Annotated in this window: 25 protein-coding genes; 23 read left to right on the forward strand and 2 right to left on the reverse strand. The window is 69.4% G+C overall.

The features are described from left to right. The first annotated feature begins 46 nt into the window (after positions 1 to 46). The 13 genes from QMK28_RS08300 to QMK28_RS08360 all read left to right on the forward strand — a co-directional run bounded on the left by QMK28_RS08300 (position 47) and on the right by QMK28_RS08360 (position 14,867). Positions 47 to 1,270 (forward strand): cytochrome P450, encoded by a 1,224-nt coding sequence (locus QMK28_RS08300; protein WP_326436378.1) that lies wholly within the window; start codon positions 47 to 49, stop codon positions 1,268 to 1,270. A 137-nt stretch (positions 1,271 to 1,407) separates the two neighbouring features. Then, complete coding sequence (locus tag QMK28_RS08305) at positions 1,408 to 2,577, forward strand: cytochrome P450 (RefSeq protein ID WP_326436379.1); 1,170 nt, start codon at positions 1,408 to 1,410, stop codon at positions 2,575 to 2,577. A 342-nt stretch (positions 2,578 to 2,919) separates the two neighbouring features. Further along, positions 2,920 to 3,492, forward strand: coding sequence for a hypothetical protein (locus QMK28_RS08310; RefSeq protein WP_326436380.1), 573 nt, complete (start codon positions 2,920 to 2,922; stop codon positions 3,490 to 3,492). Further along, positions 3,489 to 4,841: a peptidoglycan-binding domain-containing protein gene (locus tag QMK28_RS08315; RefSeq protein WP_326436381.1), complete on the forward strand. Its 1,353-nt coding sequence runs from the start codon at positions 3,489 to 3,491 to the stop codon at positions 4,839 to 4,841. Before QMK28_RS08310 ends, QMK28_RS08315 begins: the two co-directional genes overlap by 4 nt. Continuing rightward, positions 4,838 to 5,563 (forward strand): ABC transporter ATP-binding protein, encoded by a 726-nt coding sequence (locus QMK28_RS08320; protein WP_326436382.1) that lies wholly within the window; start codon positions 4,838 to 4,840, stop codon positions 5,561 to 5,563. Before QMK28_RS08315 ends, QMK28_RS08320 begins: the two co-directional genes overlap by 4 nt. Further along, positions 5,560 to 6,810, forward strand: a complete 1,251-nt coding sequence (locus tag QMK28_RS08325; RefSeq protein WP_326436383.1) for an ABC transporter permease — start codon at positions 5,560 to 5,562, stop codon at positions 6,808 to 6,810. The genes QMK28_RS08320 and QMK28_RS08325 overlap by 4 nt, the downstream gene beginning before the upstream one ends. 625 nt (positions 6,811 to 7,435) lie before the next feature. Next, positions 7,436 to 8,707 carry a 3,5-dihydroxyphenylacetyl-CoA synthase DpgA gene (dpgA, locus tag QMK28_RS08330; RefSeq protein WP_326436384.1) on the forward strand — a complete coding sequence of 424 codons (1,272 nt, stop codon included), beginning with the start codon at positions 7,436 to 7,438 and terminating at the stop codon, positions 8,705 to 8,707. Between the two features lie 14 nt (positions 8,708 to 8,721). Further along, on the forward strand, positions 8,722 to 9,384 hold the full coding sequence (gene dpgB, locus QMK28_RS08335; RefSeq protein ID WP_326436385.1) for an enoyl-CoA-hydratase DpgB: 663 nt from the start codon (positions 8,722 to 8,724) through the stop codon (positions 9,382 to 9,384). Between the two features lie 131 nt (positions 9,385 to 9,515). Further along, positions 9,516 to 10,688: a (3,5-dihydroxyphenyl)acetyl-CoA 1,2-dioxygenase DpgC gene (gene dpgC, locus QMK28_RS08340; RefSeq protein ID WP_443050585.1), complete on the forward strand. Its 1,173-nt coding sequence runs from the start codon at positions 9,516 to 9,518 to the stop codon at positions 10,686 to 10,688. Beyond that, positions 10,685 to 11,488 carry an enoyl-CoA-hydratase DpgD gene (dpgD, locus tag QMK28_RS08345; protein WP_326436386.1) on the forward strand — a complete coding sequence of 268 codons (804 nt, stop codon included), beginning with the start codon at positions 10,685 to 10,687 and terminating at the stop codon, positions 11,486 to 11,488. Before dpgC ends, dpgD begins: the two co-directional genes overlap by 4 nt. Positions 11,489 to 11,562: 74 nt before the next feature. After that, a complete protein-coding gene (locus QMK28_RS08350; protein WP_326436449.1) occupies positions 11,563 to 12,360 on the forward strand; it encodes an alpha/beta fold hydrolase in 798 nt (265 codons plus the stop codon). Positions 12,361 to 12,465: 105 nt separating this feature from the next. Beyond that, on the forward strand, positions 12,466 to 12,690 hold the full coding sequence (locus QMK28_RS08355; protein WP_326436387.1) for an MbtH family protein: 225 nt from the start codon (positions 12,466 to 12,468) through the stop codon (positions 12,688 to 12,690). Between the two features lie 71 nt (positions 12,691 to 12,761). Next, positions 12,762 to 14,867 (forward strand): ABC transporter ATP-binding protein, encoded by a 2,106-nt coding sequence (locus QMK28_RS08360; RefSeq protein WP_326436388.1) that lies wholly within the window; start codon positions 12,762 to 12,764, stop codon positions 14,865 to 14,867. 159 nt (positions 14,868 to 15,026) lie between these two features. On the opposite strand, the gene QMK28_RS08365 is transcribed toward QMK28_RS08360, so the two are convergent. After that, on the reverse strand, positions 15,027 to 15,326 hold the full coding sequence (locus QMK28_RS08365; RefSeq protein ID WP_326436389.1) for a cupin domain-containing protein: 300 nt from the start codon (positions 15,324 to 15,326) through the stop codon (positions 15,027 to 15,029). Positions 15,327 to 15,695: 369 nt separating this feature from the next. Between QMK28_RS08365 and QMK28_RS08370 the strand changes: the two genes are divergently transcribed. The 8 genes from QMK28_RS08370 to QMK28_RS08405 all read left to right on the forward strand — a co-directional run bounded on the left by QMK28_RS08370 (position 15,696) and on the right by QMK28_RS08405 (position 22,969). Further along, positions 15,696 to 16,436, forward strand: a complete 741-nt coding sequence (locus QMK28_RS08370) for a spermidine synthase (RefSeq protein WP_326436390.1) — start codon at positions 15,696 to 15,698, stop codon at positions 16,434 to 16,436. Positions 16,437 to 16,706: 270 nt separating this feature from the next. After that, entirely contained in the window at positions 16,707 to 16,949 is a 243-nt protein-coding gene (locus QMK28_RS08375) for a hypothetical protein (protein WP_326436391.1), read from the forward strand. Continuing rightward, the gene (locus QMK28_RS08380; protein WP_326436392.1) at positions 16,946 to 18,439 is read left to right on the forward strand and encodes an ABC transporter ATP-binding protein; all 1,494 of its coding nucleotides are present in this window, start codon (positions 16,946 to 16,948) and stop codon (positions 18,437 to 18,439) included. Before QMK28_RS08375 ends, QMK28_RS08380 begins: the two co-directional genes overlap by 4 nt. Further along, complete coding sequence (locus QMK28_RS08385) at positions 18,436 to 18,870, forward strand: ABC transporter ATP-binding protein (RefSeq protein ID WP_326436393.1); 435 nt, start codon at positions 18,436 to 18,438, stop codon at positions 18,868 to 18,870. The genes QMK28_RS08380 and QMK28_RS08385 overlap by 4 nt, the downstream gene beginning before the upstream one ends. Further along, entirely contained in the window at positions 18,867 to 19,436 is a 570-nt protein-coding gene (locus QMK28_RS08390; RefSeq protein ID WP_326436394.1) for a S26 family signal peptidase, read from the forward strand. Before QMK28_RS08385 ends, QMK28_RS08390 begins: the two co-directional genes overlap by 4 nt. Before the next feature lie 372 nt (positions 19,437 to 19,808). Next, a complete protein-coding gene (locus QMK28_RS08395) occupies positions 19,809 to 20,540 on the forward strand; it encodes a Fic family protein (protein ID WP_326436395.1) in 732 nt (243 codons plus the stop codon). Positions 20,541 to 20,877: 337 nt separating this feature from the next. Further along, on the forward strand, positions 20,878 to 22,608 hold the full coding sequence (gene ctaD, locus QMK28_RS08400) for an aa3-type cytochrome oxidase subunit I (RefSeq protein ID WP_326436450.1): 1,731 nt from the start codon (positions 20,878 to 20,880) through the stop codon (positions 22,606 to 22,608). A gap of 13 nt (positions 22,609 to 22,621) precedes the next feature. Beyond that, positions 22,622 to 22,969: a hypothetical protein gene (locus QMK28_RS08405; protein WP_326436396.1), complete on the forward strand. Its 348-nt coding sequence runs from the start codon at positions 22,622 to 22,624 to the stop codon at positions 22,967 to 22,969. Between the two features lie 158 nt (positions 22,970 to 23,127). On the opposite strand, the gene QMK28_RS08410 is transcribed toward QMK28_RS08405, so the two are convergent. Continuing rightward, the gene (locus QMK28_RS08410) at positions 23,128 to 23,376 is read right to left on the reverse strand and encodes an SCO4226 family nickel-binding protein (protein ID WP_326436397.1); all 249 of its coding nucleotides are present in this window, start codon (positions 23,374 to 23,376) and stop codon (positions 23,128 to 23,130) included. Between the two features lie 258 nt (positions 23,377 to 23,634). On the opposite strand from QMK28_RS08410, the gene QMK28_RS08415 reads away from it, so the two are divergent. After that, entirely contained in the window at positions 23,635 to 24,144 is a 510-nt protein-coding gene (locus QMK28_RS08415) for a CHRD domain-containing protein (RefSeq protein ID WP_326436398.1), read from the forward strand. Positions 24,145 to 24,305: 161 nt separating this feature from the next. Next, positions 24,306 to 25,082, forward strand: coding sequence for an alpha/beta fold hydrolase (locus QMK28_RS08420; protein ID WP_326436399.1), 777 nt, complete (start codon positions 24,306 to 24,308; stop codon positions 25,080 to 25,082). The last annotated feature ends 171 nt before the right edge of the window (positions 25,083 to 25,253 follow it).

Here is a 25,253-nt window from a genome sequence, read left to right on the forward strand (position 1 = left end):
CGACCGAGGGGCAAGGACGGAAGGAAAGGCCGAAGGGGGCCCGCGAATGACCAAGCCAGCAGACCTTCCCGCGCGTCGGCACCGGAGCGGGGTGAAGCCGTCGGACCTGCCGGTGCACCAGCAGCGGAACAGACAGGATCCGTTGCCCGAGCTGAGCCGGATGAGTGCGGAAACACCGCTCGTCGAAGACCCCGGGCCCGGCATCAACGACTGGGTCGCCACCGGCCGTGACGAGGTGCGGGCGATCCTCGCCGACGCGGACCGCTTCAGCACCCGTCCGCCCGCGGACAGCCCGGAGGACTCCCGACGGCTGACCCAGGTCGGCAACCCGCTGCAGTACGACCCGCCCGAGCACACCCGGATTCACAAGATGCTGCGGCCGGAATTCACCGTGCGGCGGATACGCAGACTGGAACCGGCCATCGAGAAGATCGTGGCGGACCGGCTGGACGTCCTGGAGCGCGCCGGGCAGCCGGCCGACCTCATGCGCCACTTCGCCTGGCCTGTACCGGGCCTGGTCGGCTGCTCCCTGCTCGGTATCCCCCGTGACGACCAGGCCGAACTGGCCCGCAACATGGACCTCAGCCGTCGCACCGACCGCCCCCGGAAGCTGGTGCTGGCCGCGGCGAACGCGTTCGACGGATACCTGATCAGGTTCGTGGCGCAGAAGCGTCGTGACCCGAGCGCCGATGACCTGATCAGCACGCTGATCCGGGAGTACGGGCAGGATGTCCTCGACAAGGAACTGGTGGGATTCTGCGCCTCCCTGCTGGCCGCCGGACTGGAGAACATGGCCGGGATGCTGGGGCTCGGCACGCTGGCGCTGCTGGAACACCCCGACCAGCTGGCTCTGCTCCGGGAGCGGCCGGAGCTGCTGGACCAGGCGGTGGAGGAGATGTTTCGCTACGTCGCGGTCGTCCCGATCGCCTCGCCCCGAACGGCCCTGGAGGACGTGCCGATCGCGGGCCGGGTGATGAAGGCCGGCGAGATCGTGTCCTGCTCGCTGCTCGCGGTCAACCGGGCCCAGAACCCCGATGCGCCACAGGATGATTTCGACATCACCCGCGAGAACAACAACCACATGGCCTTCGGGCACGGCGTGCATTTCTGCACCGGTGCGGCGTTGGCCCGGATGGAAATGCGGATCGCCGTCTCGGCGCTGCTGGACCGCTTTCCCCGGCTGCGGCTGGCCGTGCCGGTGGGCGAGGTGCGCTTCAGGCCGCTGACGCTGGCGGCTTACGGCGTCGAGAAGCTTCCCCTCGCCTGGTAGGGCGCGAGCAGGCCGTTCGCGACCAGGCCCTGCGCTCGTCCGCGCGCGTCGTGGAAAACGCGCGCTGGGCAAACACGCGCCATGGAAAGCCGTGCACCGCCTTTTCGTTGAGCGGAGAGTATGAAAGGGACATACGAATGCCGAAGCCATCAGACATCCCCGTGCACCAACGCCGCAATGGAATAGACCCCTTGCCCGAGCTGAGCCGGATGAGTGCGGAAACGCCGCTCGTCGCGGCCGCCGGGCCGGGAATGCACGACTGGATCGCCACCGGCAGAGAGGAAGTGCGGGCGATTCTCGGCGACGCGGACCGGTTCAGCACCCGGCCGCCGACGGTGAGCGAAGAGGACTCCCGGCAGCTGGTCGAGCCCGGCAACCTGCTGCAGTACGACCCGCCCGAGCACACCCGGCTCCGGAAGATGCTGACGCCGGAGTTCACCGTTCGCCGGATGCGCAGGATGGAACCCATCATCGAGAAGGTCGTGGCGGACCAGCTGGACGCCCTGGAGCGCGCCGGGCAGCCGGCCGACCTCATGCGGCACTTCGCCTGGCCCGTACCGGGTCTGGTCGCCTGCGGGCTGCTCGGTCTGCCCCGTGACGACCTGACCGATCTGGCGCGCATGCTCGATATCCGCGCCACCAGCCGCAGCAGGAAGAAGATGGTGGCGGCGAAGGCGCTCGACAATTATTTGGTCAAGATCATGGCACGAAAGCGCCGCGATCCGGGCGAAGACCTCCTCGGCATGCTCATCCGCGAGCACGGCGAGGGCGTCACCGACCAGGAGTTGGCGGGAATCTGCTCGTCCTTCGTGGCCGCCGCGCTGGAGGGCTCCACCCAGATGCTGGGACTGGGCACGCTGGCGCTGCTGGAACACCCCGGCCAACTGGCTCTGCTCCGGGACCGGCCGGAGCTGACGGACCAGGCGGTGGAGGAACTGCTCCGTTACGTGGCGGTCGTCTCGACCGCTTCGCCCCGCACCGCCCTGGTGAATGTGCCCCTCGCCGGCCAGGTGATCAAAGCCGGCGAAGTCGTCGGCTGTTCCCTCCTCGCGGCCAACCGTGCCCAGGACCCCGATGCGCCGCAGGACGATTTCGACATCACCCGCGAGAACACCACTCATCTGGCCTTCGGACACGGCGTCCATTACTGCGTCGGCGCGTCGCTGGGCAGGATGCAGCTGCGGATCGCTTTCGCGGGGCTGCTGCGGCGCTTCCCCGAGCTGCGGCTGGCGGTACCACCTGACGAGCTGCGCTTCCGGCTTTTCGCCCCTCAGTACGGTGTGGAAGCGCTGCCCGTGGCTTGGTGACGGACGACTTGGTGTCGGACGACTTGGTAACGGACGAGGAGAGACGGGGACGGAAGGACAGCTTCATTTCGGCTGTGCGCATTCCGCGAGATTAGGCATGACCGAGGTCTGACCGACGTCTGACCAGGGCCGGACCGAAACCGGACCGAAACCGGACCGAAGCCGGACCGAAAACCGGACCGAAAACCGGACCGAAGGACGTCGGCGGAGAGCGTCAACGCTCTCCGCCGACGTCCTTTCGTATTGCGCGAGCTGCGACGATGCGCGCGCCGCGCCGATTCCTTAGAAGTCGTCGTCGGCTGTATCCGCCGTGTGACCGGCCGCCGCGTAGAACTTGGCCTCATGTTCCTCACACGAAAGCGCGTCAGCGCGCAGACTCTGCTAGCCGTATCAGCCCTTTTTGCCGGGGCCCTGCTCACGGGCTGCTCCGAGGACTCCTCGGCCGCGTCGTCCGATCCGAGCGCGTCCTCGTCTCCCAAGAGCGGGTTCGACCAGGCATTGGCCCACGCGCAGTGCATGCGCGAGAACGGGGTGCCCAACTACCCGGACCCGAAGCAGGACGCCAACGGGCGCGTCAACATCAGCCCGGGTGAGGGCGTCGACCCGAATTCCCAGGCGTTCAGGGATGCGAGTCAGGCATGCCGGGACCTGCAGCCGCAAGGCCAGGGCGGCCCGGACGGCGGTGGCGAGATCAACCCGGCCAAGGTCGCGAAATGGGCGAAGTGCATGCGGGCGAACGGCCTGCCCAAGTTCCCCGACCCGGAGATCAACGGCAATGAGCTGACGATCGACGTCGCGGCGGCCGGCATCAAGCCGACCGACGGCAACTTCCAGAAGGCCCAGCAGGCATGCCAGGACAAGTTCCCCGGCGGCATGGTGCGGCTGCAAGGCCCGGGCCCCGGTGATGCGCAGTGACCACGTCGGACGGAACCGACGAGCTGCACAGGCAGCCCGGTGCGTCGTCCGGCGCACTGGAAGTCCACGGCCCGAGTGAGGTGTCGAGTGAGACGTCCGTCGAAAGCTCCGGCGCCCTCGCCGCCACGAGTGCGGACGGCGGTGAGAGCGTTGTGCCGCCGGAGAGCGGTCGCCGTCGCCGACCGCTGCGCACCTCGCTGATCGTGACCGTCGCGATCGCCGTCGCCGCGGCTGCGGGCATCGCCGCCACGGGAACGTTCGGAGGCGACGACACGAGCAGTACGAGCGCGGCCCCCGCCGGACCCTCGGCGACGGCGAAGGTCAAGCGGACCACGCTGAGCAGCACCGAGACCGTGGACGGCAACCTCGGCTACGGCGACGAGTCCACCGTCCAGGCCCCGGCCTCGTCCGGTACGGGCGGTGGCGGCAGCGGGGAGTCCGCGCAGAACGGCCAGCCGGCGCAGAACGACGGGGCGGCCGACAGCGGGTCCTCCGGGATCATCACCTGGCTGCCGGACGGCGGCGACACCATCACGCGCGGCAAGCCCGTGTACAAGGTCAACCAGCAGAAGGTCCCGCTGCTGTACGGCTCCACGCCCTTCTACCGCACGCTGAAGCAGGGCAGCGAAGGCGCCGACGTCAAGACGCTGGAGCAGAACCTCTCCGAACTGGGCTACGACGGGTTCACCGTGGATGACGAGTACACCTACTCCACGGCTCAGGCGGTCAAGGACTGGCAGGACGACCTGGGCCGCGACCAGACCGGGACCGTGCGGCCCGGGGACGCGGTGGTGGCCTCCGGCGCCAGGCGCGTCGCCGAGGTGAAGACCGCCCCCGGTGCCCAGCTGAGCGGCGCCCTGCTGACCTGGACCGGCACCGAGCGGCTCATCGCCGTCGACCTGGACGTGGAATACGAGGACACGGTGAAGAAGGGCACCAAGGCCACGGTCACCCTGCCCGACAACACCGAGGTCGAGGCCGAGGTGACGGACGTCGGGACCCCCACCACCCCCAAGAGCGACGGGTCCTCCGACAGTTCCTCCGACAGCTCCAAGGATTCCCAACAAGCCACCCTGCCCGTGGAGCTGAAGGTCAAGGACCAGAAGAGCCTCGGCCGCTACCAGGCCGCCGCCGTGGATGTCGAGCTGAAGGACAAGACCCGCAAGGACGTGCTCGCGGTTCCCGTAAACGCCCTGGTGGCGCAGCGCGGCGGCGGCTACGCGGTGGAGGCCGTGACGTCGAAGGGCTCCGAGTACCGCCCGGTCAAGGTCGGCATGTTCGCGGACAGCCTGGTCGAGGTGTCCGGTGACGGCATCACCGAGGGTCTGGTCGTGGGGGTTCCCAAGTGAGTGTGCGATCCCATCCCGTGGTCGCCCTGGCCGGGGCGTCGAAAGCCTACGAAGACGTCGTCGCCCTCAGGTCCGCCGACCTGGTCATCGAGCGCGGTGAACTGCTCGCGGTCGTCGGCCCGTCGGGCTCGGGCAAGTCCACGATGCTCAACATCATGGGCACGCTCGACCGCCCGTCGACCGGCACGGTGCGCGTCGCCGGCCATGACATCGACGACCTGAGCGACCGTGAACTGTCCGCGCTGCGCGCCAGCACCATCGGCTTCGTCTTCCAGCAGTTCCACCTTGCCACCGGAGTCCCGGCGTTGGACAGCGTGGCGGACGGGCTGCTCTACAGCGGCATGCCGCGCCGCGAGCGGCGCCGGGTGGCCGAGCGCGCGCTGCGCAGGGTCGGTCTCGGCCACCGGCTGTACCACGAGCCGCACCAGCTCTCCGGCGGTGAGAAGCAGCGGGTGGCCATCGCGCGGGCGGTGGCCGGCGATCCTCCGCTGCTGCTGGCCGACGAGCCGACCGGAGCGCTGGACTCCCGTTCCGGCGCGGTGGTGATGGAGTTGCTGCACGAACTGCACGAGGCCGGCACGACGGTGGTGGTCATCACCCACGACCGGGACATCGCGTCGTACCTGCCGCGCGAGGTCCGGCTCAAGGACGGCCGCATCGAGCACGATTCCGCCGTCGGTGCGGCCTCCGCCGCCCTGGTGCCCGAGGGGGCCCTACGATGACCGCGCCGCACGCGATGACGGAACTGGCCGGGCGGCCGGCGATCCCCCCGCCGCCCCGCCCCAAAGCGGCCCGGATGAGCCTCGCGGACGTGGCGCGAGTCGGCGGTTCGGGGCTGCGCTCACGCCCCATGCGGGTGTTCCTGTCAGCGCTGGGCATCGCCATCGGCATCGCCGCGATGATCAGTGTGGTGGGCATCTCCACCTCGTCCACCGAGGATCTCAACCGCCGGCTCTCCGCGCTGGGCACCAATCTGCTCACCGTCACCCCCGGCACGTCGTTCGGCGGCGGGACCGCCCATCTGCCCAAGGCGTCCGTCGACATGATCGCCAACATCCCGTCCGTCGACTCGGTCTCCGCCATCGGCGGCACGAGTGCCAAGGTCTATCGCAACGACCGCATCCCCAAGGCGGAGTCGGGCGGTCTCACCGTCAGCGCGGCCCGGACCGATCTGCCGAAGTCCATCGGCGCCGAGGTCGTCGGCGGTCGCTGGCTGAACGCCGCCAACAGCAGGTACCCGGCTGTCGTCCTCGGCTCCGTGGCCGCCAAGCAGCTCGGTGTGCACAAGGCGGGACCCGACGTGCGGGTCTGGCTGGGGGACCGGTGGTTCACCGTCGTCGGCCTGCTGGCGCCCAACGAGCTCATCCCCGATCTGGACTCCGCGGCCCTGGTCGGCTGGTCCGTCGCGGAGCAGGAACTGGGCTTCGAGGGGTACCCGACGACGATCTACACCCGGGCGGACGAGTCGGCGGTCGAGGACGTCCAGGCCGTCCTGGGCGCCGCCGCCAACCCGGAGAGCCCCAGCGAGGCCGACGTCTCGCGTCCCTCCGACGCGCTGGCCGCCAAGCAGGCCACGGACGACGCGCTCAGCGGTCTGCTGCTGGGCCTGGGCGGGGTGGCGCTGCTGGTCGGCGGGGTCGGGGTGGCCAACACCATGGTCATCTCGGTGCTGGAACGGCGCTCCGAGATCGGCCTGCGGCGCTCGCTGGGAGCCACCCGCGGCCAGATCCGCACCCAATTCCTCGCCGAGGCACTGCTGTTGTCCGCCCTCGGCGGTCTCGGCGGGGTACTGCTGGGCATCGGCGTCACCATCGGATACGCCGCTTACCAGGGCTGGGCCGGGATGGTACCGGTCTGGGCGATGGCCGGCGGCATCGGTGCCACGCTGCTGATCGGCGGCCTGGCCGGCTTCTATCCCGCGGTGCGAGCCGCCCGGCTGCCCCCCACCGAGGCTTTGGCCACTACCTAGAACCATCCCACAGACCGCGGTGCCCTCGTCGCTCTACCCCCGTCGACGAGGGCACCGCTTCTGCATGCGCCGGATGCACCGGGTTCTGTGCGCGCCGACATCAGCACCGTCGCCGGGATCGCGGCCCGCGGCACTGGACGCTTGACGCTTCGGACCCGTCCGCGATATTCAGCTGTCACGAATACATCGCCGGATGAATGCGTCAAGAGCCGAGGGTTCCAAGACGTGCTCTCCGGCGAACGTCAATTAAAGATGTAAGGGCCAATTGGTGAATCCCGTAGGGTTCGCGCAACGGGATGGGCGCGGGTGCCGGCGTCCAAGTGTCGAAACCGGCCGGTTGGACAGCGGCGCCTGCGAAATCCTTTTCCGGCACGGCAGTTGACGCGGTGGGCGGCGGTGCTTCGATCGGTTGGACGCTGCTGTCGCCAGACAGGGCGATTATGTGATCCTGAGCGCCGGGAAATGCTTTCCCATTCACTGATGCCGCGAGGGAGTCCTGGCGGTGATGAAGGCAACTGCGCTGCGAACCGGGCGAGGTTGCAGCGAGAGGGGTGGCGTAAGTGACCGGCGTCAGTGGCACGCGAACGCCGCGAAGCAAGCAACGTCTGTGGGGGTGGACTTTTCGATGACCATCAGTGTGGAACCTCCGGAGTACCTGGACCCGGATTCCCTGGAAGCTGAGGTGTTGGCGGCGGGGAAACGTGATCTGGCGGCAGTCGGCCGGCCGAGGATAGTCGGCGTGGGCACGGCCGTCACCGCCACCTCCTATTCTCAGCAAGAAGTGCTCGACGCCTTCGGGATCACCGATCCCAGGATCCATTCCGTTTTCCTCAACAGTGCGATCGAGCGGCGTCACCTGACGCTGCCGGCCCCGGACAGCGAAGGGGTCCGGGCCTCGGAACCGCAGGGTGACCTGCTCGACAAGCACAAGACCCTGGCCGTCCAGATGGGTACCGAGGCACTGCGTGCCTGCCTGAAGCGGGCCGGCGCCGAACTCTCGGACCTGCGCCACCTGTGCTGTGTGACCTCGACGGGCTTTCTGACCCCGGGCCTGAGCGCGCTGCTCATCCGCGAGCTGGGCATCGACCGGCACTGCAGTCGCTCCGACATCGTGGGCATGGGCTGCAACGCGGGGCTCAACGCCCTCAACGTGGTGGCCGGCTGGTCCGCGGCCAACCCCGGGGAACTCGCCGTCGTGCTGTGCGTGGAGGCATGCTCCGCCGCGTACGCGATGGATGCGACGATGCGGACCGCGGTCGTGAACAGCCTGTTCGGCGACGGCGCCGGGGCCATCGCGCTGATGACGGGCAGCGGCGCCGGAGAGCCGGCCCTGCCCGAGCTCCCGGTCGTCCCCGGGATCGCGGACCTGCCCGCGACGGCCGCCCCCGGTGTTTCGGGCGTCCCCGCGATGGCGGTTCCCGAGATCGCCGGCGTGCCCGCGACGGCGGCTCCCGAGGGCCCCAGCATCCTCAAGTTCGCCAGCTGCATCATCCCCGAGGCCGTCGACGCCATGCGGTACGAATGGGACCGCGCGCAGGACAGGTTCAGCTTCTTCCTCGACCCGCAGATCCCCTACGTGGTCGGCGCGCACGCCGAGATCGTCGTGGACCGCCTGCTCTCGGGGACCGGCCTGCGGCGCAGCGACATCGGGCACTGGCTGGTGCACTCGGGCGGCAAGAAGGTCATCGACGCCGTCGTCGTCAACCTCGGACTGACCCGCCACGACGTACGGCACACCACCGGCGTGCTGCGCGACTACGGCAACGTCTCCAGCGGGTCGTTCCTGTTCTCCTACGAAAGGCTCCTCGACGAGGGAGCCGTCCGCCCCGGTGACTACGGCGTGCTCATGACCATGGGGCCGGGATCCACGCTGGAGACGGCGCTGGTCCAATGGTGAATCCGGAGGGTGCAATGGAGCACACGCTCACACTGGAGATCGACGGTGGCGAGCCCCTGTCGGACGCCTCCGTCAAGGCCGTCGGGGAGCTCTGCGACCGGGCCGAGGACCGGAGCGGCTCCGGCGTCGTCACCGTGTACGTCACCGGGGCACCGGTCGGGGCGTGGACCAGCAGCCTCGACGTCATGCTGGTCAGCAAGTGGGAACGCGCGCTGCGCCGGCTGGAATGTCTGCCCGTGGCCACCATCGCGGTGGCCGACGGCGACTGCGGGGGGACGGCGCTCGACGCCTTCCTGGCCGCCGACATCCGCGTCGCGATCCTGGGCACCCGGCTGCTGATTCCGCGTGACGGGTCGTCGGCCACCTGGCCGGGGATGGCCGGCTACCGGCTCGTGCAGCTGGCCGGGGCCGCCCGGATCCGCAGGGCCGTGCTGTTCGGCCTCCCGATCGAGGCGCCCGACGCGCTGGCGCTGGGCATCGCCGACGAACTGGTCGGCGATCCGGCGCAGGCGGTCGCTGCCGCCGCCGGACTGGTCAGCGGCCTGTCCGGCAAACAACTCGCGATCCAGCGGCGACTCCTGTTCGACGCCACGTCCACGAGCTTCGAGGACGCCCTCGGCCCGCACCTGGCGGCCTGCGACCGGGCGCTGCGGATCGCCGCGGGGGAGGCTTCGTGACGACCGTCCAGTCCTCGCGGGCAGCCGGCCCGGGTGTTTGGCCGGATCTGTATGAGGCCGCGGCGCGCGTCGGGGATCTGGCGGCGTCGCTGCCGGACCCCGGTGCGCGCTCGCCCGGCCAGCGGGACGCGATGGCCGCCGCGCAGAACGCGGCCCGTGCGCTGCGGACACGGTTCCTGGACGCGCACGCCGACGCCGTGTACGACCGGCTCACCGACGGCCGCACCCGCAGTCTGCGGCTCGCGGAACTGCTCGAAGCCGCCGGCGCCGACTACCCCGCGCTGGTGCCGGCGGCCGGCCGGCTCGCCTCCGAGCGCAGCCGGCGCCAGGCCGACAAGGAGGGGTACGAGATCGATCAGGGGATCTTCCTGCGGGCGGTCCTCGGGTCCCCGTCCGCCGGTCCGCATCTGCTCGACGCGATGCTGCGGCCGACGCCCCGCGCGCTGGAACTGCTGCCGGAGTTCTGCCGGACCGGGGTCCTGGAGACGCGCTCGGTCCGGCTGGAGCGGCGGGACGGCGCCGCCCATCTGACGATGTGCCGGAACGACTGCCTCAACGCCGAGGACGAGCAGCAGGTCGACGACATGGAGACCGCGGTCGACCTCGCGCTGCTCGACCCGGACGTCCAGGTGGGCGTGCTGCGGGGCGGCGAGATGAGCCACCCCCGCTACCGGGGGAAGCGGGTGTTCAGCGCCGGCGTCAACCTCAAGAGCCTGCACGCCGGCGACATCTCGCTGGTCGGCTTCCTGCTCCGCCGTGAACTGGGCTATATCCACAAGCTGGTCAGGGGGGTGCTCGTCGAGCGCGACGGGGCGTGGCACGCGCGCACGACGGAGAAGCCCTGGATCGCCGCCGTCGAGACCTTCGCCATCGGCGGCGGCATGCAACTGCTCCTCGTCTTCGACCATGTGCTCGCCGCCTCGGACGCCTACCTCAGCCTCCCCGCCGCCCGCGAGGGCATCGTGCCCGGAGCCGGCAATTTCCGGCTCGGCCGGCACACCGGCCCCCGGCTCTCCCGCCAGATCATCCTCCAGGGCCGTCGGATCCGGGCGAGCGAACCGGACGCGCGGCTGCTGGTCGACGAAGTGGTGGAGCCGGAGGAGATCGACGCGGCCCTCGCCCGGAGCGTCGAGCGGCTGCGGAGCCCGGCGGTCGTCACCAACCGCAGGATGCTGAACCTGGCCGAGGAGCCGCCGGAGGAATTCCGGCGCTACATGGCCGAGTTCGCCCTGCAACAGGCCCTGCGTCTCTACGGCGAGGACGTCATCGGCAAAGTGGGCCGGTTCGCGGGGCGGCAGGCATGACCGACGCCGCCGCCCGGGTGCGCTACGAAAAGAAGGACCACGTCGCCTACGTGACGCTGGACCGGCCTGAAGTGCTCAACGCGATGGACCTGCGCACGCACGAGGAACTCGCCGGTGTCTGGGACGAGGTCGAGGCCGACGACGAGGTCCGGGTGACGGTGCTGACCGGAGCGGGCGAGCGGGCCTTCTCCGTCGGGCAGGATCTGAAGGAGCGCGCCCGCCTTGACGCGGGGGGAGCGCCCCCGACGACCTTCGGCAGCCGCGGGCAGCCGGGCGCGCCGCGGCTCACCGACCGGTTCACCCGGTCCAAGCCGGTGCTCGCGCGGGTCCACGGCTACGCCCTGGGCGGCGGTTTCGAACTCGCCCTCGCCTGCGACCTGATCATCGCCTCTGACCGGGCGGTCTTCGGCCTGCCCGAGGTCCGGCTCGGCCTGATCCCCGGGGCGGGCGGCGCGTTCCGCCTGACCAGGCAGCTTCCCCAGCGGATCGCCATGGGCTATCTGCTGACGGGCCGCCGGATGAGCGCCGCGACGGCCCTGCGGTTCGGGCTGGTCAACGAAGTCGTCGCGCCCGACCGGCTGGACCGCTGTGTCGAGGAGTGGACGACGGACCTGGTCCGCGGCGCTCCGCTGTCGGTCCGGGCCATCCGGGAGGCCGCGCTCCGGTCCGTGGACATGCCGCTCGAAGCGGCCTTCAGCGCCGAGTACGGCTGGGAGGAACGCCGCAGACGCAGCAGCGACGCCCTCGAAGGGGTCCGGGCTTTCGCCGAGAAACGCGACCCCGTGTGGACCGGCCGCTGACCGCGGCGCGGCAACCGTCGGCGCATCGCTCGTCCGCCGTCGACGCGACAGGACGTGCAGGTGAAAGGAGACAGATGCCGGTCGCTTTGATCAACGGAATCAACCTCAGCTTCGATGACCACGGCGCCGGCGAGCCGGTCGTGATGGTCACCGGCACGGGGGCTCCCGGACGCATGTGGCGCACGCACCAGGTACCCGCCCTGAAGGCGGCGGGCTATCGGGTGATCACGCTCGACAACCGGGGGATCCCGCCGAGCGACCTGTGCCCGCAGGGATTCACCCTCGACGACATGGCGGCGGACGTCGCCGGCCTCATCGAGCATCTCGGCCTGGGGCCGTGTCGTGTCGTGGGCTTCTCGCTGGGTGCGATCATCGTTCAGGAAATGCTCGTCGCCCGGCCCGAACTCGTCCGGCAGGCCGTTCTGATGGCGGCCTGCGGGCGAGCCGACACGCTGATCACCGCCATGTCGGCCGCCGAGACGGCACTGTGCGACAGCGGCGCCGAGGTCCCCGCGCGCTACGCGGCCTACGTGCAGGCCCTGCAGAACCTGTCCCCGGCGACGCTCGACGACCAGGAGCAGCTCCGGGACTGGCTCGACGTCTTCGAGATGTCGATGGTCGACCTTTCCCGGGTCCGCGGGCAGCTGGGCCTCCAGGTGATCCCCAACCGGCTTCCGGAATACCGGAACATCGCCTGCCGCTGCCTGGTCATCGGATTCCAGGACGACCTGGTCGTTCGCCCGTACCTGGCACGCGAGGTCGCCGAGGCCATTCCCGGCGGCACGTACACCGAGATATCCGGATGCGGTCACTACGGATATCTGGAGAAACCCGCCGAGGTGAATTCAGCGATCATCGATTTCTTCCGCTGAATGCTGTGCCTGCTGAATGCTGCGCCTCCGGATCCTTGTCGGTACCCGTTCGCTCGGCTATCGTTTTCACGTCCAAGACCGCACGACCGATTGACGGGAGTAATCATGGCGAACCCGTTCGACGATGAAAACGGGAATTTCCTGGTGCTGGTGAACGAAGAAAACCAGTATTCTCTCTGGCCCGCCTTCGCCGATGCTCCGGCCGGCTGGCGGGTCGCTTTCGGGGAGAGCACTCGCAAGGCGTGCCTGGAATACATCGAGGAGACCTGGACGGACATGCGTCCGCAGAGTCTCATCGATGAGATGAAGAAATACGAAGCCGCCAGTTAACTGAGGTCCCGCCCGGCGGTGACTACGAGACGGAGGTGGTATCTGTGGCCATGATGGGTGGCCCGGGGCCGATGATAATAACAGGAGACGGGCCCGACTCCTCGATAAGAAATCAGAAAGTCAAGCGCGGCACAACGAAACGGATCATCCCGTACACCAAGCCACACCGCCGCAGCCTGGGCTTTCTCCTGGTCATCACCACGCTGAACGCCGGCAGTGCGGTGGCGCCGCCCCTCCTGCTCAAGTACCTGATCGACAACGGAATTCTCGCGCGCGACACCTCGGTCGTCGTGTGGATCTCCCTCGCGGTCGCCGTACTGGCTCTCGTCGCGACTCTCGTGGGGTTCGCGGAGGCGTGGTATTCGGCTCAGGTCAGTGAGGGGCTCATCTACGATCTGCGCGTCAAAGTCTTCGACCACGTCCAGCGGCAACCCCTGGCGTTCTTCACCCGGGCGCAGACCGGTGCACTGGTCAGCAGGTTGAACACCGATGTGATCGGCGCTCAGCAGGCGGTGACGCAACTGCTGTCCTCCGTGGTGTCCTCCGCGCTGACCCTGGTGTTCATCCTGGTCACCATGTTCTACCTGTCCTGGACGATCACCTTGATCTCGCTGGTCCTGGTGCCGTTCTTCATCCTGCCGGGCCGGATCATCGGACGCCGGGTGCAGGGGCTCGTGCGACAGCACATGCAGGTGAACGCCGAAATGGGCTCGATGATGCAGGAGCGCTTCAACGTGACCGGGGCCCTGCTGGTGAAGCTCTACGGCCGGCCGGACAGCGAGACGAGCCAGTTCTCACGACTGGCCGGCAGGGGCCGCGACGTCGGCGTCCAGACCTCCGTCTCCATGAAGCTGCTCTTCCTCGCGACCATGCTCGTGGGCTCCCTGGCCACCGCGGCGGTGTACGGCTTCGGCGGCACTTTCGCCATCGACGGCGCCTTCCAGGTCGGCACGCTGGTGGCGCTGGCCACGCTGCTCACCCGGCTGATGGGCCCGGTCGGCCAGCTCTCCAACGCCCAGGCGGACGCGATGACCGCACTCGTCAGCTTCGACCGGTTGTTCGAGGTACTCGACCTCAAGCCGCTGATCGCCGAGAAGCCGGGTGCGGTGGCTCTGCCTCTGCCCGCAAACGGGACGGCACCGGAGATCGAGTTCAACGGGGTGTCGTTCCGCTACCCGAAGGCCGCCGACGTCTCGCTAGCCTCCCTGGAGTCGATCGCCCAGCCCATGCAGGAACGGGGCGACAACGCCTTGACCCTGTGCGACCTGAGCTTCACCGCGCCGGCCGGCAGCCTCACCGCACTGGTGGGCCCCTCCGGCGCGGGCAAGACGACCATCACCCACCTGGTGCCACGGCTCTACGACCCCGACGAGGGCAGCGTCCGGATCGACGGCCACGACCTTCGCGACCTGACCTTGAAGTCGCTGCACGACACGGTCGGCATGGTCACCCAGGACGCGCACCTCTTTCACACGACCATCCGCGAAAACCTCCTCTACGCCCGCCCGGAAGCCACCGAGCAGGACCTGATCGAGGCGTGCCGGGCGGCGCAGATCTGGAATCTGATCGAATCGCTCCCCAACGGTCTGGACACCATGGTCGGCGACCGCGGATACCGGCTCTCCGGCGGCGAGAAGCAGCGCATCGCCATGGCCCGGCTGCTGCTCAAGGCCCCGCCGGTCGTCGTACTGGACGAGGCGACCGCGCACCTCGACTCGGAATCCGAGGCGGCCCTCCAACGGGCTCTCAAGACCGCGCTGGCCGGCCGGACGTCGCTGGTGATCGCCCACCGGCTCTCCACTATCCGGGACGCCGACCAGATCCTGGTCGTCGACCAGGGGCGGATCCGGGAACGCGGTACCCACGAGGAACTGCTCGAACTGGACGGGCTCTACGCGGAGCTGTACCGCACCCAGTTCTCCCGCCAGTCCTCGGGTGACGTCGACGCGCCGGCTCCCGAACGGATCCCCGAACCGGTCGGTCCTCCTGGGCACTTCATGGGTCCCGGCGGTCCCGGTCCGGTCTTCCACGGTCCAGGCCCCGGCGGTCCGGGTCCCGGCGGTCCGGGTCCCGGTGGCCCCGGCTCCGTCTTCCACAGCCCCGGCCCCGGTGGGCCAGGTCCGGGCGGGGGGCCCTTCCCGGGTGGACCGGGAAGGGGAGGTCCAGGGCCGGTCTGATCCGTTGTTGTCGACGAGCGGTGTCCGCGACGTGCTACTCGACGTCGCGGACACCGCTTCGCACATCCGGCTCGGGGTGCGCCGCGACCGCCGGGGCCCGTGGGCCGAGCCGCCCTCAGCCGCACCCGACGATCTCAGCCGTGTCCCCGGTGAACGCGCTCAGCCGCTCCGCGGCGTGGCCTTCAGTTCGATCTCGGTGAAGATCAGTTCCTGTTGCCCGTCGTTGGTCACGTTGTGTGCGGCCCCCGCTTCGCGGAAGTAACTGCTGCCCGGGGCGAGGGTGGACAGCGTGGAGTCGTCACCGGATTCGATGCGCATGCGCCCCGCGGTCAGCGGCACGACGATGTAGGGCAGCTCGTGCCGGTGCCCACCGGTCTGTTCGCCCGGCTGGAACGTCCAGGTCGTCACGCGCACTTGGTCGTTGTCGATGGAGACGTCGGATCGGGCCGTCTGCGACACGTGGTCCGCCTTTCCGGGGGAAGTCAGCGATCTTCAGGAGCCGTCAGAAGGTAGCAGGACGACGGTATCGGCCCGGCGCTCGGAGCGGCCTGTCCGACTCCGGCGACCTCGACGACATCGTCCTGGTCATCAGTGGGAAAACCGCCGCCCCGCCCGCCCGGAGATACGGACTCTCCCCCCTCGCCGGAGGGTAGAGTCGGCGCCCGCGATGAGGTGGCCGCTCCTGAGGAGCGGCGGCCCCGCGACGGGCGTGCGCAGACGCGAAGCCGATCAGTCGGCCGTTCGCCCGGGCGGCCGCAGCGGGAGCCCCCGTGGCGGCGGTCGACGCGCGGAACTCACCAGCACCGGTGGCGAAGAGAAGGAGAGCGGATGAGCGCGCGTTTCGAGGAGATCGACTGGCGTCCGACACCGATGGGCGACATCAGCCTGCGGCGTCGGCGCGATCCGTCGACGGGAACAGACGTGTACGAGGTCAAGCTGGGCGACGAGTTCCTCATGTCCAGCCTCTTCACAGAGGGAGAGATCGCGCTGACGCGGCTCGGTCTGGCGAAGCTGCCGGGCGGCGACCTCGACGTCGCCGTGGGCGGCCTCGGCCTCGGGTACACCGCTCAGGCGGCCCTGGACGACCCACGCGTGCGATCGTTGATCGTGGTCGAGGCGCTCGGCGAAGTGATCGACTGGCACGAGCGAGGCTTGGTGCCGCTCGGTGAGCGCCTGACGTCGGATTCCCGCTGCCGGCTGGTCCAGGGCGATTTCTTCGCGGAGGTCGGCGCCTCCCGCGGCCTGGACCCCCAGGCGCCGGACCGCCGTTTCCACGCGATCCTCCTGGACATCGACCATTCACCGCAGCATGTGCTGCACCCCAGTCACGCCACGCTCTACGAGCCGTCGGGGCTGCGCCGCCTCGCCGACCAGCTCCACCCGGACGGCGTCTTCGCCCTGTGGTCGAACGACCCGCCGCACGAGGATTTCAGCTCCGTGCTCGCGGAGGTCTTCGCGGATTCAGAGGCGCACATCGTCGACTTCGACAGTTCTCTGCAGGGCGGCAAAGCCGCCAACACCGTCTATGTCGCGAGGAAGCGAGCAGCGGAGAGCGACGGCCAGGCGTGACCCTGGGGCACCCTGGTACTTCAGCGGCGTCTCGCCGATTCGTCCGGTTCCTGATGCCTCCGGGGTGCCACGGCGATGACCGGCCGTACGCCGCGTCAGGTCATCACCGCCCGCTCGGCCGCAGCCGCTCCTCCGATGTCCGCCGCCCGGGTTCGGGCGAGACCACACCCGTTGTACTCACCATGTGATGGCTTGGGCGCGCGATGGCTCGGGCGCGGGGCGATGCGCATTTGTTCAATACACGATACCGGCGCGGGCGGCGCCAGGGCCATGCCCGGCGGGCGCGACCGCGTGCTGGCCACGGTCGGCGTCCAGCGGACCACCGACTTGGTCGCCCGACTGATTCCGGTGGCACAGGTCGTGGCGGAGTCCTCCCAGCACGGCACGGTGGGCCCGGCCTTCCAGGTCGCCGCGTTCCCGTCCGTACTCAAGGTCGCGGCGAACGGCCGCGGCCTGCCGGTGGTCACGGAGGCACGAGTCGACCTGGACCGGCGGCCTTCCCCCGCAGTATGAGCACGGCCAAGGCACCCGGGGCCACGCCTCAGGAACAGACGCCGGCGCTGAGCCTGCCGCGCCGGCTCACCGCCGCCGCGTCACTCGCCGCACGGGCCGCCCCCGGCGCGTTCACCGTGCACGCCCTGCTGACGCTCGTCACGAGCGCGACACCGGTGGCCTCGGCGTGGCTGATGAAACTCGTCGTCGACAACCTGGTCCACCAGGGCCCGCGGAGTACCCTGATCGCGCTCGCCGCCGGGCTGGCCGCGGTCGGAATCGGCACCGCGATGCTCCCTCAGCTCATCCAGTATCTCCGCGGCGAGCTGGACCGCAGGGTCGGGCTGCTGACCCAGGACCGGCTGTTCGGAGCGACCGACGGCTTCGTCGGCCTGGGGCGGTTCGAAGATCCGCAGTTCCTCGACCGGCTGCGGCTCGCGCAGCCCGACATCGGCATGAATCCGAACGATGTCGTCGGCGGGGTGCTCAGCGTGCTGCGGGCCGCCCTGACCATGACCGGATTCCTCGGCTGGCGCTTTCTCCTGGGCCCGGTCATGGCCGCACTGCTCCTGCTCTCGGGCGTCCCGATGCTGGCTGCCGAGATCTCCCTGTCGCGGCGGCGGGCGCGCATGATCTGGAAGGTCGGCCCGGTCGAACGGCGGGAGTTCTTCTACAACGACCTGCTGTCCAGCGTGGAAGCGGCCAAGGAGATACGGCTGTTCGGCACCGGTGGCTTCCTCCGCGGACGGATGCTCACCGAACGGCGTACGGCCAACACCGCCAAACGGGCCATGGACCGGCGGGACGTCGCCGTCCAGGCCGGACTCGCGACCCTGGCCGCGGCGGTCTCGGGCGCGGGACTGACATGGGCGGTTGTCGCGGCGCAGCGCGGGACCCTCTCGGTCGGCGACGTCACGATCTTCGTCGCGGCGGTCGCCGGAATGCAGGGCGCCCTGTCCACGATCGCGGGCGAGATCGCCCGCTCCCACCAGGCGCTGGAGCTGTTCGGCCGCTACCTCGCCGTCACGACCGCCGGCCCGGACCTGCCGACCGCCACCGAGCCGCGCCCGCTTCCCGCGCTGCGCCGCGGCATCACCCTCAAGGACGTGTGGTTCCGCTACTCTCCCGAACATCCCTGGGTGCTCCGGGGAGTCGCTCTGCACATCCCGCACGCGCGGGCACTGGCCCTGGTGGGTTTGAACGGCGCCGGAAAATCCACCCTGGTGAAGCTCCTGCGCCGGTTCTACGACCCGTCCCGGGGCGCGATCCTGTGGGACGGGGTGGACCTGCGCGACGCCGACGCGGCCGACCTCCGGCGGCGGATCGGCGCGGTGTTCCAGGATTACATGCACTACGACATGACGGCCGCCGAGAATATCGCCCTCGGTGACCTGGAAGCCCTCCACGACGCCCCCGGCTGCGAACCGCCGCGCTCCACGCGGGAATCCACGACACGATCAGCGGACTGCCGTGCGGCTACGCGACCCTGTTGTCACGGATGTTCTTCATGACCTCGGACACGAGCCAGGACGGTCCGGGCACCGGAGTGACGCTTTCCGGCGGGCAACGGCAACGGCTGGCCCTGGCCCGCGCCTTCCTCCGCGACCGCTGCGAGCTGATGATCCTCGACGAGCCCTCCGCGGGCCTGGACGCCGCCGCGGAACACGACATCCACCTTTCCCTGCGCCGGCACCGCCAAGGACGTACGAGCCTGCTCATCTCACACCGCCTGGGCGCGGTACGGGACGCCGACCTCATCGTCGTGCTGGCCGAGGGGAAAGTCGTGGAACAAGGAGACCACCTCGCCCTGCTGGCTGCCCAGGGCGAGTACGCGAGGCTGTTCGCCCTCCAGGCGGCGGGCTACCGCAACCAGTGCCAGGACGCGCCGGCACCCGTGCCGGCGTCGGCACCCGTGCCCCCGGTGACGACAGGAGACCGATGACGCCCGGACCACCGCTCCTCCTGCTCGGCACGGTCACCACGGCCCTGCTGCTGCGCCGCGCACTGGTGTCGGTGGCGGTGCACGGTTCGAGCATGGAGCCCGCCTACCACGACGGCGACCGGATCCTTGTCCTGCGCGCCCGCACACCGTCCGCGGGCCAGGTGGTCGTCGTGGAACGCCCAGGCCCTGGAACCACCACCTGGCCGCACTCGCCGCTGGCGCGGGGGGCAGGAGCGGCCGCGCTCTCCGGCCGGCAATGGATGATCAAGCGCGTGAGCGCGACACCAGGAGATCCGATACCTCGCCACGTACCCCAGCCGCCACCACACCGCGCCATGGCCGCACGCGCACACACAGGGGCGGAGCACGTACCGCCCGGCAGCCTCGTGCTGCTCGGCGACAACGCGCACGCCAGTCTCGACTCACGGCAGGTGGGGTACTTCCCCGCGGCTCGGATCCTGGGCGTGGTACTGCTCGCTCGCGCGGTACACCGCAGACCTCGGCCGACTCCAGGAGCAGCGCGAAGCGTTTGGTTCCGTGGGGGGCGAGGGCGGCGGACCCGCTAGGGAGGCGTCGGCGGTGGTCGATGTCCGGAGCAGCGGGGGGTGGGGGAGGTGCCGCAAGTCCGGGAACGAGACGAGCGGATCCGCTTCAGCCCGCAGGCGGCTGTGTCGGCGGGCGGTGCCGCGCACCGGGGGATGCCGGCGGGCCGTTCCTCGCGGCACCGCAGCCCGGTTGGCTTCCTTGTCGCTGGCTGACCGTGGTGTCGGGGGACGTCGACCTCGACGCGGGTATCGGCGTGGTCTGGCTGGTGTGGAGTCCCAGGTCCGCGAAAGCCGAGGCGCACCTCGCGCTGATGGAGCGCTGTGGCGAGGAGTGGCAGTACACAGGCGGTGCCGGGGTCGACCGGTCGACCACATCCGGTAGCGGCCAGTGCGGTGTCCGGCCGGCGCATACGCCGCACCGGCCCCACGCCCGCGGAGCCGGTCCCCGCCGGGCGGCCCCGCGCCCGCGCCCCGAAACCCCTCACCCCGAGTAATGACGGCGACCTCGACAGCCATGTCCTGATCCGCGCCGCGATGGCCCACCTGAACCTGGTGAAGGTCCGCCCCTGGTCCGACGGCAACGGCCGCATGTCCCGCTCGTTGCAGACGCTTCTGATCGCCCGGGGCTGGGTCCTGGCTCCCGAGTTTCCGTCGATCGAGGAATGGCTGGGTATGCCGGGCAACACCTGGGAGTACTACAAGGTGCTGCGTGAGGTCGGGGGGTCCGTCTGGTCGCCGCAGCGCGACACGCTGCCGTGGATCAAGTTCAACCTTCTCGCCTACCACCAGCAGACCCAACGCGTGCAACACCGCGTCGACCGCTCCAACGACTGCTGGACGCAGCTCATGGACGAGGCTGACAGCTACGGGATCACAGAGCGGCAGGTGACGGCCCTGCACGAGGTGGCAATGGCCGGCAGGGTGCGCCGTTCCCGCTACGAGAAAGCCGAGGCGATCAACACCCAGCAGGCGACCCGGGATCTGCAGGCGCTGACCCGGGCTCAGCTGCTGACCGCCGTCGGCCAGACCAGAGGCCGGCACTACCTTGCTGGGCCCCGTTTCCCGCAGAAGGTGCTGGCCACGGCCCAGCGCCGTCACACGATCAGTAACCCGTACACCGCGTAGGGGAGGGCCGGCGCAGCCCCTACTGGCGGGGGCCGTCAGATCGGCGCTCGCGGCGCAACTTGCCCGAGCTGCTCCCGTTCGCGTGCGGGACGGGCGACTGCCGCCGTCCCCGGTCCAGCGCGGGCGGAGGCTCGACGGCCTCGTTCGCATGCGCGCCCCGCCAAGCCGCGTCCCGCCACGCCCACGATCGGGTCAACACCCGCCCGACCTGGGTTCTTTGCGCTATCAACGTCTGGAAGCCGACGCCGTCGGTACGGCGTCGGACCTGCCCGAACGTGGGAACCGGTCCGGCGGCGCCGGTGGGGCGTCGACGCGGACGGACCGAAAGGGCGGGGCCATGGCGGTAGCAACTGAGCCGCGAACAGAGACCATCGAGCGTGAACCATCACCCGGAGCCGCCGTGGTGGGGTGGATGACCACCACCGATCACAAGCAGATCGGCTCCCTCTACATGGTCACCTCGTTCGTGTTCTTCCTCTTCGGAGGGCTGCTGGCGCTGATCATGCGGGCGGAACTGGCCCGCCCGGGCCTGCAGATCCTCTCCAGTGAGCAGTACAACCAGCTCTTCACGATGCATGGCACGATCATGATGCTCTTCTTCGCGACGCCCCTGTTCGCGGGCTTCGCCAACGCCATCATGCCGCTGCAGATCGGCGCTCCCGACGTGGCGTTTCCGCGGCTGAACATTTTCGCCTACTGGCTCTACCTCTTCGGTGCGCTCATCTCCGTGGCCGCCTTCCTCACCCCCGACGGCGCCGCCTCGTTCGGCTGGTTCGCCTACACGCCCTTGTCGGGCGGGCTGCACAGCCCCGGCATCGGCGGCGATATGTGGATCATGGGTCTGGCGTTCTCCGGCTTCGGCACGATCCTCGGCGCGGTCAACTTCATCACCACGATCATCTGCATGCGCGCACCGGGTATGACGATGTTCCGGATGCCGATCTTCACCTGGAATATTCTGCTCACCAGCGTGCTGGTGATCTTCGCCTTCCCGGTGCTCGCCGCAGCGCTGCTCGCTTTGGAGGCGGACCGCAAGTTCGGCGCGCATATCTATGACCCGGCCAACGGTGGCGCCTTGCTGTGGCAACACCTGTTCTGGTTCTTCGGGCATCCCGAGGTCTACATCATCGCTCTGCCGTTCTTCGGCATCATCACGGAGATCATCCCGGTGTTCAGCCGCAAGCCGGCATTCGGATACATCGGCTTGATCGGCGCCACCATTACGATCACCGGCTTGTCGATCGTGGTGTGGGCCCACCATATGTTCGTCACCGGCGCCGTTCTGCTGCCGTTCTTCTCCATGTTGTCCTTCCTCATCGCGGTGCCCACCGGCGTGAAATTCTTCAACTGGATCGGCACGATGTGGAAGGGGTCGCTCTCCTTCGAAACCCCGATGCTGTGGAGCATCGGGTTTTTGGTCACCTTCCTCTTCGGCGGCCTGACCGGTGTCCTGCTGGCCTCTCCGCCGATGGACTTCCACGTCAGTGACAGCTATTTCGTGGTCGCTCATTTCCACTACGTCGTCTTCGGCACCGTGGTCTTCGCGATGTTCGGCGGGTTCTACTTCTGGTGGCCCAAGTTCACCGGGAAAATGCTCGACGAGCGTCTCGGGAAAATTCACTTCTGGGTGCTCTTCGTCGGCTTCCACACGACGTTCCTCGTTCAGCACTGGCTCGGCGCCGAAGGGATGCCCCGCCGCTACGCCGACTACCTGTCGACCGACGGCTTCACCGCCCTGAACACCCTGTCGTCCATCGGCGCGTTCCTGCTCGGGTTGTCCACCCTGCCGTTCCTCTACAACACGTGGGTGACGGCCAAGTACGCGCCGAAGGTCGAAGTCGACGACCCCTGGGGCTACGGCCGCTCGCTCGAGTGGGCGACCCCATGTCCTCCGCCACGGCACAACTTCCTCAGCCTCCCGCGGATCCGCTCGGAATGCCCGGCCTTCGATCTGCACCATCCGGACATCGCAGCGCTGGACCGAGCCGAGAACAGCGGTCGCCGGGACATGGTCGACGCCGGCAAGGGCTGGGCCGATCCGCTGTCGGAGCACGAGGACAAGGGCTGAGGCCGCAGGCGCCGTGCACAGCGACCAGGAGGCAGCCTCGGGCATCGCACGGCTGGAGGGCTATCTGCTCTGCCAGGCCGAGAACCGCACCGCGCGAGCCGAGGCCGAAGCCTTCGCGCGGCGCCTGCCCTGGCTCACCGGGGACCAGCACGAGGAGGTCGTCCGCCTCTACACCGAGGAACGCCTCGCTCTGGCCCGCAGCACGCTGCAACGCATCGCCGACCGTTGCCACGAACTGCACGCCGACTACGCCGCCCGATACGAGGACCTCCGCCGACGCCTGGCCCGCGCCATGCTCGCCGTCCTTCTGGGCGCAGCGAGCCTCTACGTCTGCGCGCTGCTCGCCATTCGCCCCGGCTGACACCAGAGACCGGGAGCCGGCTCGTCTCCCGGTCACCGCACGTGGACGGCCTTCCGCGGGTCCGTGAACGGACACGGATGGCCGAGGGGGAGTGCCGCGCTGTTGCCGTCGCGCGGGAAACGCCGGGTTCGACATCCGGGCTGCTTCGGGAAACCGTGTCACACGGTGAGCGGTACGGGGTGGATCTCGTCCGCCGCATGGCCGGCGCGCTCGTGGATGCGCTGTACGGCTTCCGCCGAGGGGGCTTCTGAGAGGCAGAAGACGTCGCCGGAGCCGGGGTCGGCCCAGGCACGTTCGAAGTGCACGTTTTCTTGGCTTTCGATCGCGAGGTCGGCGTTGTGCGCCTCCTTGAGCTGCTCGGCCGTGATGTCTTTCATTCCTCGATGGATGTCCATGAACTTGGCCATGGGGATCAGTCCTCCAGCTGGCAGACGAATATCCTGCCCCTACATGATGCATCGCTTTGCGTAATAATGTGTTGTTTGTTCAGAGTCTGGCCTCGCCCGTGGACGTACGCAGACGACGCCCGGCGAATACCCGTCCAGCCCCGCAAATGTTGAGAGATCCTCGCGGGTCGCTTTGTGTGGAACCGGCGAAGCTCCCTCAGGGAGCGGGGCAGCCGGGACCCGGCTGCCCCCATGCGCCCGGCACAGAAATGAGTCCTTATGCGTGTTCTGACCAGCATGATGGTCGCTGCCGTTGGCTGCGCCACCGCCCTCACGGGCCTGGCCGCATCCGCCACCGCGGCGGACACCGACCACGTCGGCAGCAGTGCTCCGAGCCGCGCCAGCGGCCGCGCCCACCTGGATGGCCGGCAGGAGGTGCCCGGGCCGGGCGACCGCGATGGACGCGGCGAGTTCTGGTTCCAGATCAGGCACGGGAGCCTGTGCTACTCGCTGCAGGTGCGGAAGATCGCCCGGCCCACCGCCGCGCACATCCACGCCGGCAGGCGTGGGGTGGCCGGGCCCATCGTCATCACCCTGAAGACACCCCACCGGGGTGAGTCGAAGGGCTGCATCACCGCGCAGCACCGACAGACGGTCCACAACGCCGCCACCGTACTGACGGTCCGTGAACTGCGAGAGATCACCCGCGACCCGCACAAGTTCTATGTGAACGTCCACAACAAGCGCTTCCCCGACGGCGCTATCCGCGGGCAGCTCGCGCACCGGTAGGCGGAACCGCACCCCGTCCGTCCGGCGCGTATCCGTCCGGGTGGGGGACCGCAGGACAGCCTCGCGCGAGTTCCCAGCGGACGACTCCGGCCGCACCCGATGGGACTGTTCGGCCGTCGGCTGTCTGGCGCGCCGAGGGGCGCTTCGCCCAGACTCGTGCCATGGAACTCATGGTGTCGGTCAAGGACGGCGAACCGTGGGCGGACGACTCGGGCGGGGACGGCTTGCCGATCGTGCTGCTGCACCCGGGGGTCGGTGACTCCCGCATCTGGGACGGGATCACACCGCGGCTCACGCAGCGGCACCGGGTGATCCGTTACGACGTGCGGGGCTTCGGGCGCTCGCCCGAGCCCACCGTGCGCTACTCACTGGTCGAGGATCTGCTCGCGGTCCTCGACCACTTCGAGCTGGACCGGGTGGCTCTGGTCGGCTCCAGTATGGGCGGCGCCACCGCGGTGAGCCTCGCGCTCGACGCCCCCGGCCGCCTCGCGGCGCTCGGCCTGTTCTGTCCGGGCGTCACCGGCTACGCCGCGCTCGAATCACCGCGATTGATGGCCGAGATCGGGGAGCTGGCCCAGGCCGGTGACATGGACGGCCTGGTCGCCCTGGGCCTGCGCACCTGGGCGACGGCCGGCACCGGCGACGATGCCGAAGCCACCGCCCAGCTGCGCTCGGCGATCCCCGGCTGGTTCACCAGCCATCCCTACCAGGTCCCGGAGGCGCCCGCCTTCGAGCGCCTGGGCGAACTGGACGTGCCGTGCCTGCTGGCGCTGGGCGAGCAGGACCAGCCCGAGGTCATCCGGTGCAACGAGGACATGGCCGCGAGCATCCCGGGCTGCCGGCCGGTACGGCTCGCGGACTGTGACCACTTCCCGTCCCTGCGGCATCCGGACACCGTGGCCGGGCTGGTGCTGGAGCTGTGCGACGGCCGTCGCTGACCTACGGCGCTTGTTGTGCCGAGGGCGGCCTCGACGGTTCCGCTGCCGGCGAGAGTCTGGGTGAGCTGCGGGTCGTCAAGATGACCCAAGCCCAGCTGACCAGAGTGCGCTGTCCATCCGGCCCCCGGTCATCGTCGCTGCTCACCCTGCACACAGCTGTGAGGCCCCATG

Origin of the sequence: Streptomyces sp. H27-D2 (assembly GCF_035828615.1) — a bacterium.
Taxonomy (GTDB): Bacteria; Actinomycetota; Actinomycetes; order Streptomycetales; family Streptomycetaceae; genus Streptomyces.

Bases quoted from the DNA above. Each gene is read 5' to 3' on its own strand.
- QMK28_RS08300 (WP_326436378.1), top strand. From the start codon at position 47: ATGACCAAGCCAGCAGACCTTCCCGCGCGTCGGCACCGGAGCGGGGTG.
- QMK28_RS08305 (WP_326436379.1), top strand. From the start codon at position 1,408: ATGCCGAAGCCATCAGACATCCCCGTGCACCAACGCCGCAATGGAATA.
- QMK28_RS08310 (WP_326436380.1), top strand. From the start codon at position 2,920: ATGTTCCTCACACGAAAGCGCGTCAGCGCGCAGACTCTGCTAGCCGTA.
- QMK28_RS08325 (WP_326436383.1), top strand. From the start codon at position 5,560: ATGACCGCGCCGCACGCGATGACGGAACTGGCCGGGCGGCCGGCGATC.
- dpgA (WP_326436384.1), top strand. From the start codon at position 7,436: ATGACCATCAGTGTGGAACCTCCGGAGTACCTGGACCCGGATTCCCTG.
- dpgB (WP_326436385.1), top strand. From the start codon at position 8,722: ATGGAGCACACGCTCACACTGGAGATCGACGGTGGCGAGCCCCTGTCG.
- dpgC (WP_443050585.1), top strand. From the start codon at position 9,516: ATGGCCGCCGCGCAGAACGCGGCCCGTGCGCTGCGGACACGGTTCCTG.
- dpgD (WP_326436386.1), top strand. From the start codon at position 10,685: ATGACCGACGCCGCCGCCCGGGTGCGCTACGAAAAGAAGGACCACGTC.
- QMK28_RS08350 (WP_326436449.1), top strand. From the start codon at position 11,563: ATGCCGGTCGCTTTGATCAACGGAATCAACCTCAGCTTCGATGACCAC.
- QMK28_RS08355 (WP_326436387.1), top strand. From the start codon at position 12,466: ATGGCGAACCCGTTCGACGATGAAAACGGGAATTTCCTGGTGCTGGTG.
- QMK28_RS08360 (WP_326436388.1), top strand. From the start codon at position 12,762: ATGATAATAACAGGAGACGGGCCCGACTCCTCGATAAGAAATCAGAAA.
- QMK28_RS08370 (WP_326436390.1), top strand. From the start codon at position 15,696: ATGAGCGCGCGTTTCGAGGAGATCGACTGGCGTCCGACACCGATGGGC.
- QMK28_RS08375 (WP_326436391.1), top strand. From the start codon at position 16,707: ATGCCCGGCGGGCGCGACCGCGTGCTGGCCACGGTCGGCGTCCAGCGG.
- QMK28_RS08380 (WP_326436392.1), top strand. From the start codon at position 16,946: ATGAGCACGGCCAAGGCACCCGGGGCCACGCCTCAGGAACAGACGCCG.
- QMK28_RS08385 (WP_326436393.1), top strand. From the start codon at position 18,436: ATGACCTCGGACACGAGCCAGGACGGTCCGGGCACCGGAGTGACGCTT.
- QMK28_RS08390 (WP_326436394.1), top strand. From the start codon at position 18,867: ATGACGCCCGGACCACCGCTCCTCCTGCTCGGCACGGTCACCACGGCC.
- ctaD (WP_326436450.1), top strand. From the start codon at position 20,878: ATGGCGGTAGCAACTGAGCCGCGAACAGAGACCATCGAGCGTGAACCA.
- QMK28_RS08410 (WP_326436397.1), bottom strand. From the start codon at position 23,376: ATGGCCAAGTTCATGGACATCCATCGAGGAATGAAAGACATCACGGCC.
- QMK28_RS08415 (WP_326436398.1), top strand. From the start codon at position 23,635: ATGCGTGTTCTGACCAGCATGATGGTCGCTGCCGTTGGCTGCGCCACC.
- QMK28_RS08420 (WP_326436399.1), top strand. From the start codon at position 24,306: ATGGAACTCATGGTGTCGGTCAAGGACGGCGAACCGTGGGCGGACGAC.